Source organism: Brevibacterium moorei, from assembly GCF_024580735.1.
GTDB classification, from domain to species: domain Bacteria; phylum Actinomycetota; class Actinomycetes; order Actinomycetales; family Brevibacteriaceae; genus Brevibacterium; species Brevibacterium moorei.
In genome coordinates, this window is record NZ_JANIJX010000014.1 from 16,366 (window position 1) to 30,253 (window position 13,888).

At 66.6% G+C, this 13,888-nt stretch carries 16 protein-coding genes; 10 read left to right on the forward strand and 6 right to left on the reverse strand.

The window, feature by feature from the left end; all coding sequences use genetic code 11:
• Positions 1-19 precede the first annotated feature (19 nt).
• Positions 20-1,099 carry a 4-hydroxy-3-methylbut-2-enyl diphosphate reductase gene (locus tag NQ034_RS10100; RefSeq protein ID WP_257048658.1) on the reverse strand — a complete coding sequence of 360 codons (1,080 nt, stop codon included), beginning with the start codon at positions 1,097-1,099 and terminating at the stop codon, positions 20-22.
• A 94-nt stretch (positions 1,100-1,193) separates the two neighbouring features.
• Here NQ034_RS10100 and xseA point away from each other — a divergent pair, with 94 nt between their 5' ends.
• Together xseA and NQ034_RS10110 are read left to right on the forward strand one after the other, a co-directional pair.
• Positions 1,194-2,501: an exodeoxyribonuclease VII large subunit gene (gene xseA, locus NQ034_RS10105; RefSeq protein ID WP_257048659.1), complete on the forward strand. Its 1,308-nt coding sequence runs from the start codon at positions 1,194-1,196 to the stop codon at positions 2,499-2,501.
• A gap of 31 nt (positions 2,502-2,532) precedes the next feature.
• Positions 2,533-2,799: an exodeoxyribonuclease VII small subunit gene (locus NQ034_RS10110; RefSeq protein WP_257048660.1), complete on the forward strand. Its 267-nt coding sequence runs from the start codon at positions 2,533-2,535 to the stop codon at positions 2,797-2,799.
• A gap of 26 nt (positions 2,800-2,825) precedes the next feature.
• Here the strand turns inward: NQ034_RS10110 and NQ034_RS10115 are convergent, their stop codons facing one another.
• The gene (locus NQ034_RS10115) at positions 2,826-3,398 is read right to left on the reverse strand and encodes a DUF4245 domain-containing protein (RefSeq protein ID WP_257048661.1); all 573 of its coding nucleotides are present in this window, start codon (positions 3,396-3,398) and stop codon (positions 2,826-2,828) included.
• 103 nt (positions 3,399-3,501) lie between these two features.
• On the opposite strand from NQ034_RS10115, the gene glpX reads away from it, so the two are divergent.
• Genes glpX through NQ034_RS10130 form a run of 3 tightly spaced genes read left to right on the forward strand, consistent with a single transcriptional unit; the run spans position 3,502 to position 6,749 of the window.
• Positions 3,502-4,629, forward strand: a complete 1,128-nt coding sequence (gene glpX / locus NQ034_RS10120) for a class II fructose-bisphosphatase (protein WP_257048662.1) — start codon at positions 3,502-3,504, stop codon at positions 4,627-4,629.
• Between the two features lie 10 nt (positions 4,630-4,639).
• Positions 4,640-5,287, forward strand: coding sequence for a carbonic anhydrase (locus NQ034_RS10125; RefSeq protein WP_257048663.1), 648 nt, complete (start codon positions 4,640-4,642; stop codon positions 5,285-5,287).
• Positions 5,288-5,342: 55 nt separating this feature from the next.
• Entirely contained in the window at positions 5,343-6,749 is a 1,407-nt protein-coding gene (locus NQ034_RS10130; RefSeq protein ID WP_257048664.1) for a class II fumarate hydratase, read from the forward strand.
• Between the two features lie 93 nt (positions 6,750-6,842).
• Here NQ034_RS10130 and NQ034_RS10135 read toward each other — a convergent pair whose 3' ends face one another.
• Positions 6,843-7,613 (reverse strand): isoprenyl transferase, encoded by a 771-nt coding sequence (locus tag NQ034_RS10135; RefSeq protein ID WP_257048665.1) that lies wholly within the window; start codon positions 7,611-7,613, stop codon positions 6,843-6,845.
• A 128-nt stretch (positions 7,614-7,741) separates the two neighbouring features.
• Between NQ034_RS10135 and trhA the strand changes: the two genes are divergently transcribed.
• Positions 7,742-8,518, forward strand: a complete 777-nt coding sequence (gene trhA / locus NQ034_RS10140; protein ID WP_257048666.1) for a PAQR family membrane homeostasis protein TrhA — start codon at positions 7,742-7,744, stop codon at positions 8,516-8,518.
• Between the two features lie 9 nt (positions 8,519-8,527).
• Here trhA and NQ034_RS10145 read toward each other — a convergent pair whose 3' ends face one another.
• Positions 8,528-8,866: a hypothetical protein gene (locus tag NQ034_RS10145; protein ID WP_257048667.1), complete on the reverse strand. Its 339-nt coding sequence runs from the start codon at positions 8,864-8,866 to the stop codon at positions 8,528-8,530.
• A complete protein-coding gene (mca, locus tag NQ034_RS10150; protein ID WP_373456764.1) occupies positions 8,863-9,852 on the reverse strand; it encodes a mycothiol conjugate amidase Mca in 990 nt (329 codons plus the stop codon). The genes NQ034_RS10145 and mca overlap by 4 nt, the downstream gene beginning before the upstream one ends.
• Positions 9,853-10,065: 213 nt before the next feature.
• Here mca and NQ034_RS10155 point away from each other — a divergent pair, with 213 nt between their 5' ends.
• Positions 10,066-10,413 carry a DUF4307 domain-containing protein gene (locus NQ034_RS10155; protein WP_257048668.1) on the forward strand — a complete coding sequence of 116 codons (348 nt, stop codon included), beginning with the start codon at positions 10,066-10,068 and terminating at the stop codon, positions 10,411-10,413.
• A gap of 105 nt (positions 10,414-10,518) precedes the next feature.
• Positions 10,519-11,007, forward strand: coding sequence for a transcription elongation factor GreA (gene greA, locus NQ034_RS10160; RefSeq protein ID WP_257048670.1), 489 nt, complete (start codon positions 10,519-10,521; stop codon positions 11,005-11,007).
• A gap of 78 nt (positions 11,008-11,085) precedes the next feature.
• Here greA and NQ034_RS10165 read toward each other — a convergent pair whose 3' ends face one another.
• The gene (locus NQ034_RS10165) at positions 11,086-12,273 is read right to left on the reverse strand and encodes an AI-2E family transporter (protein WP_257048672.1); all 1,188 of its coding nucleotides are present in this window, start codon (positions 12,271-12,273) and stop codon (positions 11,086-11,088) included.
• A gap of 69 nt (positions 12,274-12,342) precedes the next feature.
• On the opposite strand from NQ034_RS10165, the gene NQ034_RS10170 reads away from it, so the two are divergent.
• Both NQ034_RS10170 and NQ034_RS10175 read left to right on the forward strand, forming a co-directional pair.
• The gene (locus tag NQ034_RS10170) at positions 12,343-13,197 is read left to right on the forward strand and encodes an SGNH/GDSL hydrolase family protein (RefSeq protein ID WP_257048673.1); all 855 of its coding nucleotides are present in this window, start codon (positions 12,343-12,345) and stop codon (positions 13,195-13,197) included.
• The gene (locus NQ034_RS10175) at positions 13,194-13,862 is read left to right on the forward strand and encodes a Maf family protein (protein WP_257048674.1); all 669 of its coding nucleotides are present in this window, start codon (positions 13,194-13,196) and stop codon (positions 13,860-13,862) included. Before NQ034_RS10170 ends, NQ034_RS10175 begins: the two co-directional genes overlap by 4 nt.
• Positions 13,863-13,888: the final 26 nt, after the last annotated feature.

The following is a 13,888-nucleotide window of genomic DNA, read 5'->3' on the forward strand; positions in this document are numbered from 1 at the left end:
ACTACATGTGATGGAGTCATCAGCGCAGGTCGTGACGCCGATCCGCCCCGCCCGGCTTGTTCGAAGACGCGATGCCCGCGGCCTTGAGATCCCGGCGCAGTTCCTTGGGCAGGGCGAACATGAGGTCCTCGGTGGTGGTCTCGACCTCCTCGACTTCGTCGAATCCGTACTCGGCCAACAGTCCCAGCACATCACGCACCAGGGCCTCGGGGACGCTGGCCCCGCTCGTCACCCCCACGGTGGCGACATCGTTGAACCACCCCTCATCGATCTCGCCCGCGTTGTCCACGCGTTTGGCAACCCGCGCACCGGAGAGCCGTGCGACCTCGGCCAGGCGCACGGAATTCGAGGAGTTCGCGCTGCCGACCACGATGAGCAGATCCGCCCGCTGCGCGATCGACTTGACTGCGGCCTGGCGGTTGGTCGTGGCATAGCAGATGTCATCGCTGGGCGGATCGACCAGCTCGGGGAACCGACCTCTGAGCACGGCGACGGTCTCCAGCGTCTCGTCCACGCTCAGGGTCGTCTGTGAGATCCACACCAGGGGCACCCCTGCCGGCAGTTCGACACTGCGGGCCTCAGCCGGATTCTGTACCAGGGTGATCAGCCCTGGGGCCTCTCCCATCGTGCCCTCGACCTCCTCGTGCCCGGCGTGGCCGATCATCACCATGTGATAGCCCTGCCTGGCGAACCGCACCGCCTCCCGATGCACCTTCGTGACCAGGGGGCACGTCGCATCGATCGCGTCCAGCTCCTGTTCCCTGGCCTGATCCAACACCGCAGGCGACACCCCATGGGCGGAGAAGACGAGCCTGGCCCCGGTGGGCACTTCGTCCAATTCGTCGACGAACACCGCACCGCGGGCCGCCAGGGTCTCGACCACGTGCCGGTTGTGCACGATCTCCTTGCGCACATAGACGGGTGCGCCGTAGTGTTCCAGCGCGCGTTCGACGGTGATCACGGCGCGGTCGACACCCGCGCAGTAGCCGCGCGGGGCGGCCAACAGGACGCGCTTGCGAATGCCCTGCGGGCTGCGGATCGCCGAGGCGGGGGCCCGGTGTCGCGGCACCGCCGGGGTGGGCAGGAGTACAGTGCTCATCCGGCCATTGTAAAAGGCGTGACAGTGCCTCGGGTTAGTGTTGTCTGGGACAAGCACGGGCCGCGCACCCAGCGGCCGGGATGGAGGAATAACCATGGTCGAACGGATATCGGGCACACCCGGGACCGTCGGTGCACCGCAGACTCCCGCCCTGGCGCCCACCGCAGCCCAGACTTCGCCGGACAATCCCTGGCCCCTGGCCCTGCTGAGCTCCAATATGAAGCGCTACATCGACAAGATGTCAGCGGTGTGGATCGAGGGACAGGTCATCGAGTTCAATCGGCGCGGCAAGGTCTCGTATCTGACCCTGCGCGATTTGAACGATGAGATGTCTCTGCCCGTCCAGGTCTTCAACAACGTCCTCGACAGGATGCCGACGCAGCCGCAGGAAGGCGCCCATGTCATCGTCAACGTCAAGGCGGACTTCTGGCTGCGTGCCGGACGCCTGTCGATGCGGGCCAATGACATCCGCGCCGTGGGATTGGGCGACCTGCTCGCACGCCTGGAACGCCTACGGGGACAACTGCGCAACGAGGGCCTGTTCGCGCCCGAGCACAAGCGCCGCCTTCCCTTCCTCCCCTCCCGCATCGGACTGATCACCGGACGGGATTCCGACGCCCAGAAAGACGTCGTGCGCAATGCCACGCTGCGCTGGCCGGCCGTGGAATTCGAGATCCGCAACGTGGCGGTACAGGGCAATGGCGCGGTGCCCCAGGTGATTGCGGCCATGCAGGAACTCGACGCCGACGAGGCGGTGGACGTCATCGTCATCGCCCGTGGCGGTGGCAGTTTGGAGGACCTGCTGCCCTTCTCCAATGAGGCGATGATCCGTGCGGTGTACCAGGCCACCACGCCGGTGGTATCGGCTATCGGGCACGAGGCGGACAACCCGATCCTCGACGAGGTCGCCGATCTGCGCGCCTCGACGCCCACGGACGCCGCCAAGCGGATCGTGCCGGACTACAACGAGGAACAGCTGGGCATCCTGCAGATGCGGGCGAACCTCGACGGTGCACTGGCCAGGCTGCTCGACCGCGAGGCACAGGGACTCGCATCGGTGCTGAGCCGTCCAGTGTTCGCCCAGCCCTCCAGGTTGATCGACGACCGTGCCGCTGACATGCTCACCTGGCGCGACCGGTCCACGCGCGCCATGTCGGGCCTGGTGGACGGCGCCCGGCTGACGATCGACGGCCTGCGCACCCAGGTCCGATCCCTCTCCCCACTCAACACCCTGGCACGCGGCTATGCCGTGGTCCTGGACCCCAGCGGTGGCGCGGTGCGCGACGCGGCGCACGTCTCCCCGGGTGACGCCCTGTCGATCACCGTGGCCAGGGGCAAGATCTCCGCGGACGTCACGGCGACCAGCCTGCCGGACCCCACCGAACCACCCACCGCCCACTGACATCGTCGAACCAACGCGAAAGGCACTCATCATGAGCGAACCCTCACAGCAGACCACCCCGCAGCCCGTACCGCCCGTGGAAGACGTGGCTTCGTTGAGCTACGAACAGGCGCGCGAACAGCTGGTCAACACCGCTCAGCGATTGGAGGCAGGCAATCTGACCCTGGAGGAATCACTGTCCCTGTGGGAGCGGGGGGAGGCATTGGCCGACCGCTGCCAGGCATGGCTTGACGGCGCCAGGGACCGGCTGGAGAGCGCCCAGGCCGCTCGCCGCTCATCCATGGATTCGCCCGAATAACACCGGGACCGCAGCCGGCCCGGCGGCTACTTCTTCGTCTGTTCCACGGCCTGCTGGGCGAAATCGGTGAAGCTCGTCCAATCGGCGGTACCGAGGAACACCAGGGTGGACTTGGCGACGGTACCCGTGAGGATCTGCTTCTGATCCGGGGTCTCGTACCGGGTGAAGGTCACACCGCCGATCCTGTCCTCGCCGATGGGTGCCATGTTCTCCGCCTGTGACTTCACCCAGCGCTCATCGCCCTTCGCCTGCCTGATCGACACCCACTGGTCATCGGGGCCCAGCATCGAGACGTACCAGGTATCCAGGGTGGGCGAACCCATCTGGCTGACCCCGGCATCATTGGCATGCCAGCCACTCGGAAGTTCGGGGACGAACAGCTTGAAGGGCAGTCCGCTGGACTGCTGCGCCGCCTGCCCGACGTCGACGGTGCGCTCACTGGCGGTGTCCGGTTTGGGCGCCATCATGACCGCGAACAGCACAACGATCATGCACGCTGCCAAGGCGATGACCATGTTCACCCAGTTGTAGGTCCGGCGGATCTCCCGCATTTCGGCCCTGGAACCGGGCTTGGGCTTCTTCTGCTGCTGTGTCGACACCCCTCTATTGTGCCAAGTTCCGCTGGGAACCTACAGCCGACGGCCGGTCATATGTGCCACTCCGGCGGGAAATGAATCATATGGAGGTGGCACAATTGGAATCATGAGCGAATCTCACGCACAGCACACCCCCACGGAGAAGGCCCACCACAACGGAGGTCGTGCAACGGAGGAACCCGTTGCCGTGACCGACGAATGGACCCAGCGTCTGCAGGTGTCCGAAGGCCAACCCGACCGCAACCTGGCACTCGAACTCGTCCGAGTGACCGAAGCCGCCGCCATCGCCGCTTCCCCCTGGGTGGGCCGTGGCAACAAGCTGGCCGCCGATGGCGCCGCCGTCGCCGCGATGCGCAACGTCATCTCCACCGTCCACATGAATGGCACTGTGGTCATCGGAGAGGGCGAAAAGGACGAGGCCCCCATGTTGTTCAACGGCGAGACCGTGGGCGACGGACAGGGTGCCAACTGCGACGTCGCAGTCGACCCGATCGACGGAACCACCCTGACCGCCAAGGGCATGCCCAACGCGGTGTCCGTTATGGCGGTCTCCGACGGCGGATCGATGTACGATCCGTCCGCCGTGTTCTACATGGACAAGCTGGTCGCAGGGCCCCAGGCGCGCGACTACGTCGACCTGCGCCTGCCGGTGGCCGAGAACATCCGGCGTGTCGCCAAGGCCAAGGGATCACCCGACGACATGTCCTCGGTCACCGTCGTGGTGCTGGACCGCCCGCGTCACGACACTCTGATCGAAAAGATCCGCGCCGCCGGGGCCCGGATCAAGCTCATCTCCGACGGCGATGTCGCCGGCGCCATCGCCGCCTGCCGCCCCAATACCGGTATCGACCTGCTGATGGGCACCGGCGGCACCCCCGAGGGCATCATCACCGCCTGTGCCGTCAAAGCCCTCGGCGGTGTGATCCAGGGACGTCTGCACCCCCAGTCCAAGGAGGAGCGCCAGGCCGCCATCGACGCCGGACTCGACGTCGACGCGGTCCTGACCACAGACGACCTGGTGACCGGCGACAACACCTACTTCGTCGCCACCGGCATCACAGACGGCGACCTGCTCGACGGCCTGCGCTACGAAGACGGCCGGGTGCTCACGCACTCGCTGGTGATGCGCTCGAAGTCGGGGACCGTGCGCAGCGTCTACGCCGAACACCGCCTGGACAAGACCCATTCCTACGTCGAAGCGGCCAGGGAAGCGGCACGCCGCGGCCTGGTCTGAGGAAACAGCCGTGTCGACCATCCCCCCTATCAAGTCCGACCACAATACGCCGCGCAAGGTCCTGGAGCGCCTGCTCCAGGGCAATGAGCGCTTCGTCAACAACACCCCGGAGCACCCCAATCAGGACGCCGCCCGCAAGCATGCCCTGACCGGGGGGCAGCACCCCTTCGCGACCCTGTTCGGCTGTGCCGATTCACGGGTCGCGGCGGAGATGATCTTCGACGTGGGCCTGGGCGATATGTTCGTTGTGCGAACCGCCGGCCAGGTCACAGACGCGGTCACCCTGGGCAGCCTGGAATACGGCGCGGTCAGCGTGGGGACCCCGCTGTTGATCGTGCTCGGTCATGACTCCTGTGGAGCCGTGACCGCGGCGATCGAATCTTACGATTCGGGTACCACGCCCGAGGGCTTCGTCGCAGACATCGTCGCCCGGCTCCTGCCCACCGTCGTCGAATCCCGCAAGGCCGGCCACCAGGACGTCAACTCGACCGTGGCGTTGAACACGATCAACACCGCCCGGATGCTCTACAGCCGGTCCCCCGTCCTGGCCCGCCAGGTCGACGCCGGCAAGCTCATCATCCTGGGCATGACGTACAGTCTCGACGACGGCCACGTGCACATCGTCGAACGCATCGGCGCCACGGCCCCCACGGACTGAACCCAGACCACCCTCGATCAGTAGTTTCCACCGACCACATCAAAAGGAGTAACACGTGAGCGAAGAGTACCGCATCGAACACGACACCATGGGTGAAGTGAAGGTCCCGATCAATGCCCTGTACCGTGCGCAGACCCAGCGCGCGGTGGAGAACTTCCCGATCTCCGGCAAGACCCTGGAGCGCCAGCACATCGCGGCGCTGGGCCAGGTCAAGAAGGCCGCCGCCCGTGCCAACGAAGAACTGGGCGTGCTCGACGCACAGCGGTCCAAGGCGATCCAGGACGCCGCCGACGTCGTCATCGCAGGTGATGTCGACGGTGACTTCCCCATCGACGTGTTCCAGACCGGTTCCGGCACCAGCTCGAATATGAACACCAACGAGGTCATCGCGACCCTGGCCAGCCGGGCCCTGGAATCCGCCGGCGTCGAGGTCCACCCGAACGACCACGTCAACGCCTCCCAGTCCTCCAACGACGTCTTCCCCACCTCCGTGCACGTGGCAGTCACCGGCGCCTTGGTGGGCGACCTGGTCCCCGCCTTCGAACACCTGGCGACCTCGCTGGAGGCCAAGGCCGTGGAGTTCAAGGACATCGTCAAGTCCGGCCGCACGCACCTGATGGACGCCACCCCCGTCACCCTGGGCCAGGAATTCTCCGGTTATGCAGCGCAGGTCCGCTACGGCATCGAGCGCGTCCATGCCAGCCTGCCGCGCGTCGCCGAGGTCCCCCTGGGCGGCACCGCCACCGGCACCGGCATCAACACGCCCGCCGGTTTCTCGGCCCGCGTCATCGAGCTGCTGGGCGAACAGACCGGCCTGCCGATCACCGAGGCCCGCAACCACTTCGAAGCACAGGCCAACCGCGACGGTCTGGTCGAGGCCTCCGGCCAGCTGCGCAACATCGCCTACAGCCTGATGAAGATCTGCAACGACATCCGCTGGATGGGATCGGGCCCCAACACGGGCCTGGGCGAGCTGCACATTCCCGATCTGCAGCCCGGTTCCTCGATCATGCCCGGCAAGGTCAACCCGGTCATCTGCGAGGCCACGATCCAGGTCGCTGCACAGGTCATCGGCAACGACACCACTGTGGCATTGTCGAGCACGAACGGCGCCTTCGAACTCAACGTGGGCATCCCCGTGATGGCAGCGAACCTGCTCGAGTCGATCCGCCTGCTGGCCAACGCCGCGAGCGTGATGGCGGACAAGATGGTCGACGGGCTGATCGCCAACGAGGAGCGCGCCCGCTTCCTGGCAGAGGCCTCGCCGTCGATCGTGACGCCATTGAACAAGGTCATCGGCTACGAGGCCGCGGCCAAGATCGCCAAGCACGCCGTGGCCAACAAGCTCACGGTCAAGGAGGCGACGATCGATCTGGGCTATGTCGCCAATGGGACCGTCACCGAGGCGCAGCTGGATCAGGCGCTGGACGTGATGACGATGGTCGGCGACTACAACCGCTGATCGCCAGCCGGCTCATCCGCTGACGCGACACGGCCGCCGAGGTTCTTAGAACCTCGGCGGCCGTGTCGCGTCAGTATGCTCCCGGCAGCCGGGCTACTTCCCGTAGCGCCTGCCCCGGGAGGAGAAGTCGCGCACCGCGCGCAGGAAATCGGTCCGGCGGAAATCCGGCCAGTAGACCTCGCAGAAATAGAACTCGGAATACGCGCTCTGCCACATCATGAATCCCGACAGGCGCTGTTCCCCCGACGTCCTGATGATGAGGTCGGGATCCGGCTGGCCCTTGGTGTAGAGGTGTTCGGAAATCCTCTCGGGGGTCAGATCGTCGATCATCTGCTGCATGCTCAGGCCCGCCGCCTGCGATGAGCGCATCCAGGACTTCACCGCGTCGACGATCTCCTCACGCCCTCCGTAGCCCACTGCCACGTTCACGGTCAGCCGGGCCCTGCCGGTCGCAGGAGTGCGCTGCTGGGCGGCGGCCAGTTCGCGACGCAGGTCGTCGGGCAGCAGTCGCAGGTCACCGACCAGTTTGACGGCATAGGACTCCGTGTCGGCGATCTGATCGACCAGATTGGAGATGATCCGCTTGAGCGGACCCAGTTCCGACTCGTCCCTGGTCAGGTTCTCCTTGCTGAGCACATAGAGTGTGACGACGGAGATCCCCAGTTCCGAACACCATCCGAGGAACTCGATGATCTTATTGGCGCCCGCCTGATGTCCGTGCGCCGTCGTCGTGCCGAATTCCCGGGCCCAGCGGCGATTGCCGTCGGTGATCACCCCGACATGGTGAGGGATGGCATCGGTGCGGGCCAGCTGCCGAAGCACCTTGCGTTCGTACATCCGATACAGCCACGCGGGCCGGTACATATGAGTCCTCTCCATGCCGACCACACGGCCGACGATCCTGCACAAGCCTACCGAATGTCCCGCGGTACCCGTGACGGTACCGTGCTTTCGGATCGGGTATTCCCAGACTCCGCTCCTACGCTTGGTTCATGACAGGAATCCCCCAGGCACCGGCTCCCACCCCCGATCGGCACACGGGGCACGACCGACTCGCCGAACCAGTCCCCGCCGCCGGACGCCGCCATCGCGCCCTCATGCACGAGGTGCGCAAGCTCATGGGTCAGGCCAAGCCCAGTTGGCGCGGATGGATCCATGCAGGGGCCTTTCCCGTGTCGGTGCTCGGCGGCCTGGCCCTGGTCATCCTCTCGCCCACGATCGCCTCCCGGCTGGCCGCCGCGGTGTTCGCGCTGACCGGCATGATGCTCTTCGGCACCTCGGCGGCCTACCACCGAGGGAAGTGGCGGATGCGCATCCGGCTGCTGCTGCGCCGGATGGACCATGCGAACATCTTCCTCATCATCGCCGGGACCTACACCCCGTTGGCCGTCCTGCTGTTGCCCCTGAAGAGCTGCATCATCCTGCTGTCCATCATGTGGGCGGGCGCGATCGCCGGGGTGGTCTTCCGACTCGTCTGGACGGCGGCCCCGCGCTGGCTGTTCGTGCCGGTCTACGTGGGCATCGGAGTCGCGGGCGTCGGCTATGTGCCCGCCATGTGGGCCGCACACACCGCGGTGGGCATCCTCATCGTCACAGGCGGCGCCCTCTACATCGCAGGCGCCGTGGTCTACGGGGTCAAGCACCCCGACCCCGTGCCCACGGTCTTCGGCTTCCACGAGGTCTTCCACACGTGCACGGTGCTGGGCTATGGCTGCCATCTGGCAGCGGTGCTGGTCGCGGCCGTGGCCGCCGACCTCCAGCTGCTCTAGCCGGCCGTTCTAGCCCCGGTTCCCGTCCTCCGGGTCCTCGGCCCCGGCTGCACCCTCGATCTCGTCGCCGACCGTCCGTTCGTCGGCCGGCGGCAGATCGCTGCGGTTGGGCACGGCGTGCGGGCTGCGCAACGGGATCGAGTACTCGGTCTCCGCATCGTCGCGTGCCCGCACCCGGCGGACCCGGCGCATCGCATCGCGCATCAGGAAGATCGCGGCGATGACGATCAGGATCGTCACGACGAACCCGATGGTCCCCGGGGTGACTTTCGCCGCATCGGGATAGGACACGCCGCCCGTCGTGGGAGTCGGAGTGGCGGCGGCCAGCGCCAGATACAGATCGCTCACTGCAGACCCTCCGGTTCACGCCAGCCATTGGCGTCGACGATCGCATCGAGCCGGTCCTCGGGGACCCGGTGTCCCGCATCGTCGGTGACGCCGGCGAACAGATCCGATTCCACATAGTCCCGGTGTTCCAAGGGACCGCGGCCCGTCATGTCCACGACGAGTTCGAAGTCCTCGGTGGGCAGCACGCGCTTGGCGGCCCGTCTGGTCGCGGAGAAGAACCCGCCCTGCGGGTCGATCTGGGTCCGGTGCGCCAGCAGTGCCTGTTCGGCGGTGTCGACGAAGGGCCCGCAGGTGATGACCGTGGACAGCCAGGAATCCCGCTCCAGCCGGCCGGCCCAGTGTTCGAGGATCTCGGCGAAGGGCGATTCCAGACCGCGAGCGCGCACGGTCTCGTCCAGCAGGCGCCACTTCTTCGGTGACAGGTCCTGGTTGTAGTACACCTTCTGGACCTGCCAGGCCGCGCCGAGCTCCGGATGGTAGTCCGGCTGTGCCGCCGCCTCGACCGCCGCCATCGTCACAATGTGTGCCTTGATGTGATCGGGGTGCGGGTAGCCGCCCTGTTCGTCGTAGGTCGTCACAACCTGCGGCCGGAACTGCCGGATCAGGCCGACCAGGGGTCGGGCGGCCACATCGGTGGGCACTTTGTAGAAGCAACCATGCGGGGTCTGGGTTTCGAAGTCGCCTTCGGGCAGCCCCGAGTCGACGAAACCGATCCAGCGCTGCTCGGCGCCCAGGATCGCGGCCGCATTGGCCATTTCCTCGCGCCGCAGTCCGGCGATGTCCCGGATGGCCGCCGGTGACTGCGCTACAGCTGGGTTGAGGATGTCGCCGGCCTCGCCGCCGGTGAAGGTGGCGATGAGCACCTGAGCGCCCAAGGAGGAGTACAGGGCGGTGGTACCGGCTCCCTTGGAGGATTCATCATCGGGATGGGCGTGCGCCGCCAGCAGGCGCAGTCCCTCATACGGCCGTTCGTCCAATCGGTTCACACTCACATCCAGGTCCGTGCAGGGGCGTAAAAGTTCCTCCCCTAGACTAGTACGCGAGTGCCGCGCGGGATACAGTAGCGTACCCTTTGCAGCTCTAGACATCGGTCCCAGCATTCGGAGAATACGACGAATTCCTCACTCGAGGCCAGGTACGGCCGCACCACGCACGCACAGGCGGCACCCACCGCGGCCACCGCCACCCGACGCCGCCGCATGGTCGTCATCACGGCCGTGCTGCTGGTGCTGTTGACCGCCGCGGTCGCCTGGCTCTCCTTCCGTCCCAAGGGCAGCCCCCAGACGGCGACGAACGTCGGGTACTCGGTCCCCGACGACTCCCGCACCGAGGTGACCATCGCCCTGGTCCCCGATGCGCATAGGACCACCAGATGCGGAGTACAGGCCAAGAGCGTCCAGGAAGCGGTGGTCGGTTACCGGGAGGTTGACATCGCGCCCGACCCACAGGCGGACAAAGCGAATCCCGTGCATGTCACCGCCCATCTGCGCACGACGCAGAAGGCCGTGCAGGGCATGTTGGATCGCTGCTGGTACGTGGTAGAATAAAAGTTCAATGTTTATCCCGGGTGACCCTGTTCACCCGGGATAAACCATTGCTAGGGGCCTGCACATTCGATCGGGCCCGACACTGTCCATCTACAAGGAGCGATCATGACCGAGCAGTCCGCTGAGACCACATGGCTGAGCCAGGCGGCATACGACCGTCTGTCCAAGGAGCTCGAAGAGTTGTCCGGCCCCGGTCGCCAGGCTGTCGCGGAACGCATTGAGGCCGCCCGCGACGAAGGCGACCTGAAGGAGAACGGCGGTTATCACGCAGCGCGTGACGAGCAGGGCCAGCTGGAGGCCCGCATCCGCCAGCTGGAGGTGCTGCTGCGCAACGCCGAAGTCGGCGAGGCCGATTCGGACACCAGCATCGTCACCCCGGGCAAGGTCGTCGTCGTGACCCTGGGCAAGAAGGACCGCCGGTTCGTTCTGGGCTCGCGTGAGCTGGCTGGCGGGGGCGAGGACGTCGAGGTCTTCTCCGAGAAGTCTCCGCTGGGCGCAGCCGTCAACGGTGCCAAGGTCGGTTCTACGGTGTCTTATGAGGCACCCAATGGACGCACGATCGAGGTCACCATCAAGTCGGCCGAGGCCTTCTGAGCACAGAACGCCGAAGAGACGGGGCGGGCCCGGACACAAGTCCCGGCCCGCCCCGTCTCTTCTGTGCAGTCTGCCCGCCTAACCGTGCGCCGCCCGCTTGGCTTCCTTCTTCCGCCGCTTCTCCTCCTTGGCGGCAGCGGCTTTCGCCTGGTTCTCCGCGATCGGATCACGACCGGCCAGCGACTGCACCACCGTGTTCCCGCACGCCACCAGGGGCACCGCGAACAGGGCACCCAGAATTCCGAACATGAAGCCGCCGGCCGAGACCGCCAGGACGACGGCCAGCGGGTGCACGGAAACGGCCTTGCCCATCACGAAGGGCTGCAGGACATGGCCCTCGATCTGCTGCACCGCCAGGACGACGATGAGCATGATGACGGCCGAGACGATCCCCTTGGACACCAGGGCGACGACGACGGCGACGAAGCCGGTGACCACGGCACCGACGATCGGGATGAACGATCCCAGGAACACCAGCACCATGAGTGGGATGACCAATGGGATCTGCAGGCAGATCGCACCGATCCCGATACCCACGGAATCCACCGCCGCGACCAGGATCTGCACCCGCACGTACTGCACCAACGACCACCAGCCGGTCACTCCGGCCTTGTCCACGCGGTCCCTGGCCCGTGCGGGCAGCAGGCCGACCAGCCAGGGGAAGATCTTGTGTCCGTCATAGACGAAGAAGAACGTGGTGAACAGGGTCAATACCAGGCCCGTCATGAAGGTGCCGACGCTGCTGGCAGCGCCCAGGGCCCCACTGGCGATCTCCCCGCTCTGTGATTCGAGTACGCTCGTGACCTTCTCCAGGCCCATGTTGACGTATTCGGACAGGCGACCCGAATCCAAGCCCCAGGGATTCGAGCCCAGCCAGGTGGAAATCGCCTCGACGCCCTCTTTGACCTGATCCCACAGGCTGGAGAACCCCGCATAGATCTGCTGGCCCACCAGGGTCAACAGGCCCAGCACCACGACGATCATGCCGACGAACACAGTAGCGGCGGCCAGGCCGCGCGGCCACCCGTGGCGCCCCAGGAAGGCCGCCATGGGCGTGAGCAGGGCCGACAACAGCAGGGCGATGAGCACCGGCATGACGATGATGTCGACCTTGGACAGCAGATATAGGGCGACGAAGGCCGCCGCCACGATGACCAGGCCCCGCCACGACCAGGCAGCGGCCAGGCGGACTCCGGAGGATACATAGGGACCCTCGCCCTTTGGCGAGGTCGACTCCGAGGAGAACTCAGTGTGCTGTTCACTCATGGACCCAGCATACGGAGATCGGCCTATCCGCGCACGCTAGACTTGAGATCCCGGTAAGGAGGAGCCCGAATGAAACGCAGCGCGCGCACGGCACTGGCGGTGGCCGCGGCCGGACCCATCGTCCTGGGTGCCGTCAGCGGACTGTTCTACCGGCAGTCCCAGCGACTGCGCCGGGCCCTGGCCGTCGATTCCGAACGCCTGGTGCCCGTCCTGCATGAACTCCACAGCGCGCACGGCCCCGCGCGCCCGATCACCGACGACGACGGCGACACACCTGCCCTCGCACTCCTCGGCGACACCTGGCTGGCCGGAAACGAAGCGGTCCGCCCCGGCCGACTCATCGCCAGTGGCCTGAGCCGGATGTTCGAATCACCTGTGCGCCTGTCCGATCAGGCCTCCCCCTCCGCCCGGGCCGAGGACGTGGCCGCACAGGTCGCGGATCTGCTGCGCCATCACGGTATGCGACGCTCCAAGACGGGTCCGTCGGCTCCCCGCTACGCCGTCGTGTCCATGGGTATGAACGATGTCATCCACCCGGTAACGGGATCACTGAGTCTGCCGGTGCTCACCAGCGCGATCTCCCGGTTGCAGCGCGAGGGCGGCTACCGCATCATCGTCCTGACCTGCCCGGATCTGGGCGGACTACCGCAGGTCAAACGGCCCCTGCAGGGCGTGCTGCGCCGGTCCTCCCGCGTGCTCTCGGGTTCCCAATGGGTCACCACCGCGGCCGCCGGGGGCCTACCGGTGTCCATCCACCAAAGCCTCGCCGGCACCACCAGGGTCGGCCTGCTCAGCCATTCCGGCTTGGCCCCCAGCACCCTGGGCTTCCAGCAGATCGCGGCGACCGTGCTCAGCCGGATCGCCCACGACCGGGGTCTGGTCGTCGTCTCGACCCCGCCACAGTCCTGTGAAGGAGAAGAATGAACCGCGTCGTCCTCGCATCCTCGTCCCCGACCAGGCAGGCCATTCTGCGCGCCGCCGGCATCGCCCCTCTCATCCTCGTCCCGGATGTGGACGAGGACGCGGTGACTGCGGCCGAGTCCCCCGGCTCGGTCGCCGAACAAGTTCAGATCCTGGCCGATGCGAAGTCGGCGGCGGTCCTCGAGCGGCTCACTGCGGACCCCCGCCCCGTTTCCACCGCCCCCGGTGACGTCCTGGCCGTCATCGCGGCGGACTCCCTGCTCGAACTCGACGGGCGGCCGATCGGCAAGCCACACACCGCCCAACGTGCCAGAGAGGTGTGGCATGCCATGGCCGGCCGGACCGCCCACCTGCACACCGGCCATGTGCTCACCCGGCTCGAATCCGGGCCCATGGGTCTGCAGCGGATCGGCACACAGCGGGCGACCAGCACGACCACCGTGCACATCGGCCGGATCACCGATGCCGAGCTGGAGGCCTATATCGCCACCGGCGAGCCCCTGGAAGTCGCAGGGGCGCTGACGATCGACGGCTATGGCGGTGCGTTCGTCGACTCCCTCGAGGGTGATCACCTGGGTGTCCTCGGCTTGAGCCTGCCCACCCTGCGACGCATGTCGGCGGCTCTCGGCCTGGCCTGGACCAGCCTCTGGGACACGCCCGGGAGCTGAGTTCGGCGGGAAAGTTTTACGACCGA

Excerpts from the sequence above, each read along its gene's own strand:
- NQ034_RS10100 (WP_257048658.1), bottom strand. The coding sequence starts at position 1,099 with ATGAGCACTGTACTCCTGCCCACCCCGGCGGTGCCGCGACACCGGGCC.
- trhA (WP_257048666.1), top strand. The coding sequence starts at position 7,742 with ATGACAGGAATCCCCCAGGCACCGGCTCCCACCCCCGATCGGCACACG.
- xseA (WP_257048659.1), top strand. The coding sequence starts at position 1,194 with ATGGTCGAACGGATATCGGGCACACCCGGGACCGTCGGTGCACCGCAG.
- glpX (WP_257048662.1), top strand. The coding sequence starts at position 3,502 with ATGAGCGAATCTCACGCACAGCACACCCCCACGGAGAAGGCCCACCAC.
- NQ034_RS10110 (WP_257048660.1), top strand. The coding sequence starts at position 2,533 with ATGAGCGAACCCTCACAGCAGACCACCCCGCAGCCCGTACCGCCCGTG.
- greA (WP_257048670.1), top strand. The coding sequence starts at position 10,519 with ATGACCGAGCAGTCCGCTGAGACCACATGGCTGAGCCAGGCGGCATAC.
- NQ034_RS10165 (WP_257048672.1), bottom strand. The coding sequence starts at position 12,273 with ATGAGTGAACAGCACACTGAGTTCTCCTCGGAGTCGACCTCGCCAAAG.
- NQ034_RS10135 (WP_257048665.1), bottom strand. The coding sequence starts at position 7,613 with ATGTACCGGCCCGCGTGGCTGTATCGGATGTACGAACGCAAGGTGCTT.
- NQ034_RS10170 (WP_257048673.1), top strand. The coding sequence starts at position 12,343 with ATGAAACGCAGCGCGCGCACGGCACTGGCGGTGGCCGCGGCCGGACCC.
- NQ034_RS10175 (WP_257048674.1), top strand. The coding sequence starts at position 13,194 with ATGAACCGCGTCGTCCTCGCATCCTCGTCCCCGACCAGGCAGGCCATT.
- NQ034_RS10155 (WP_257048668.1), top strand. The coding sequence starts at position 10,066 with ATGGTCGTCATCACGGCCGTGCTGCTGGTGCTGTTGACCGCCGCGGTC.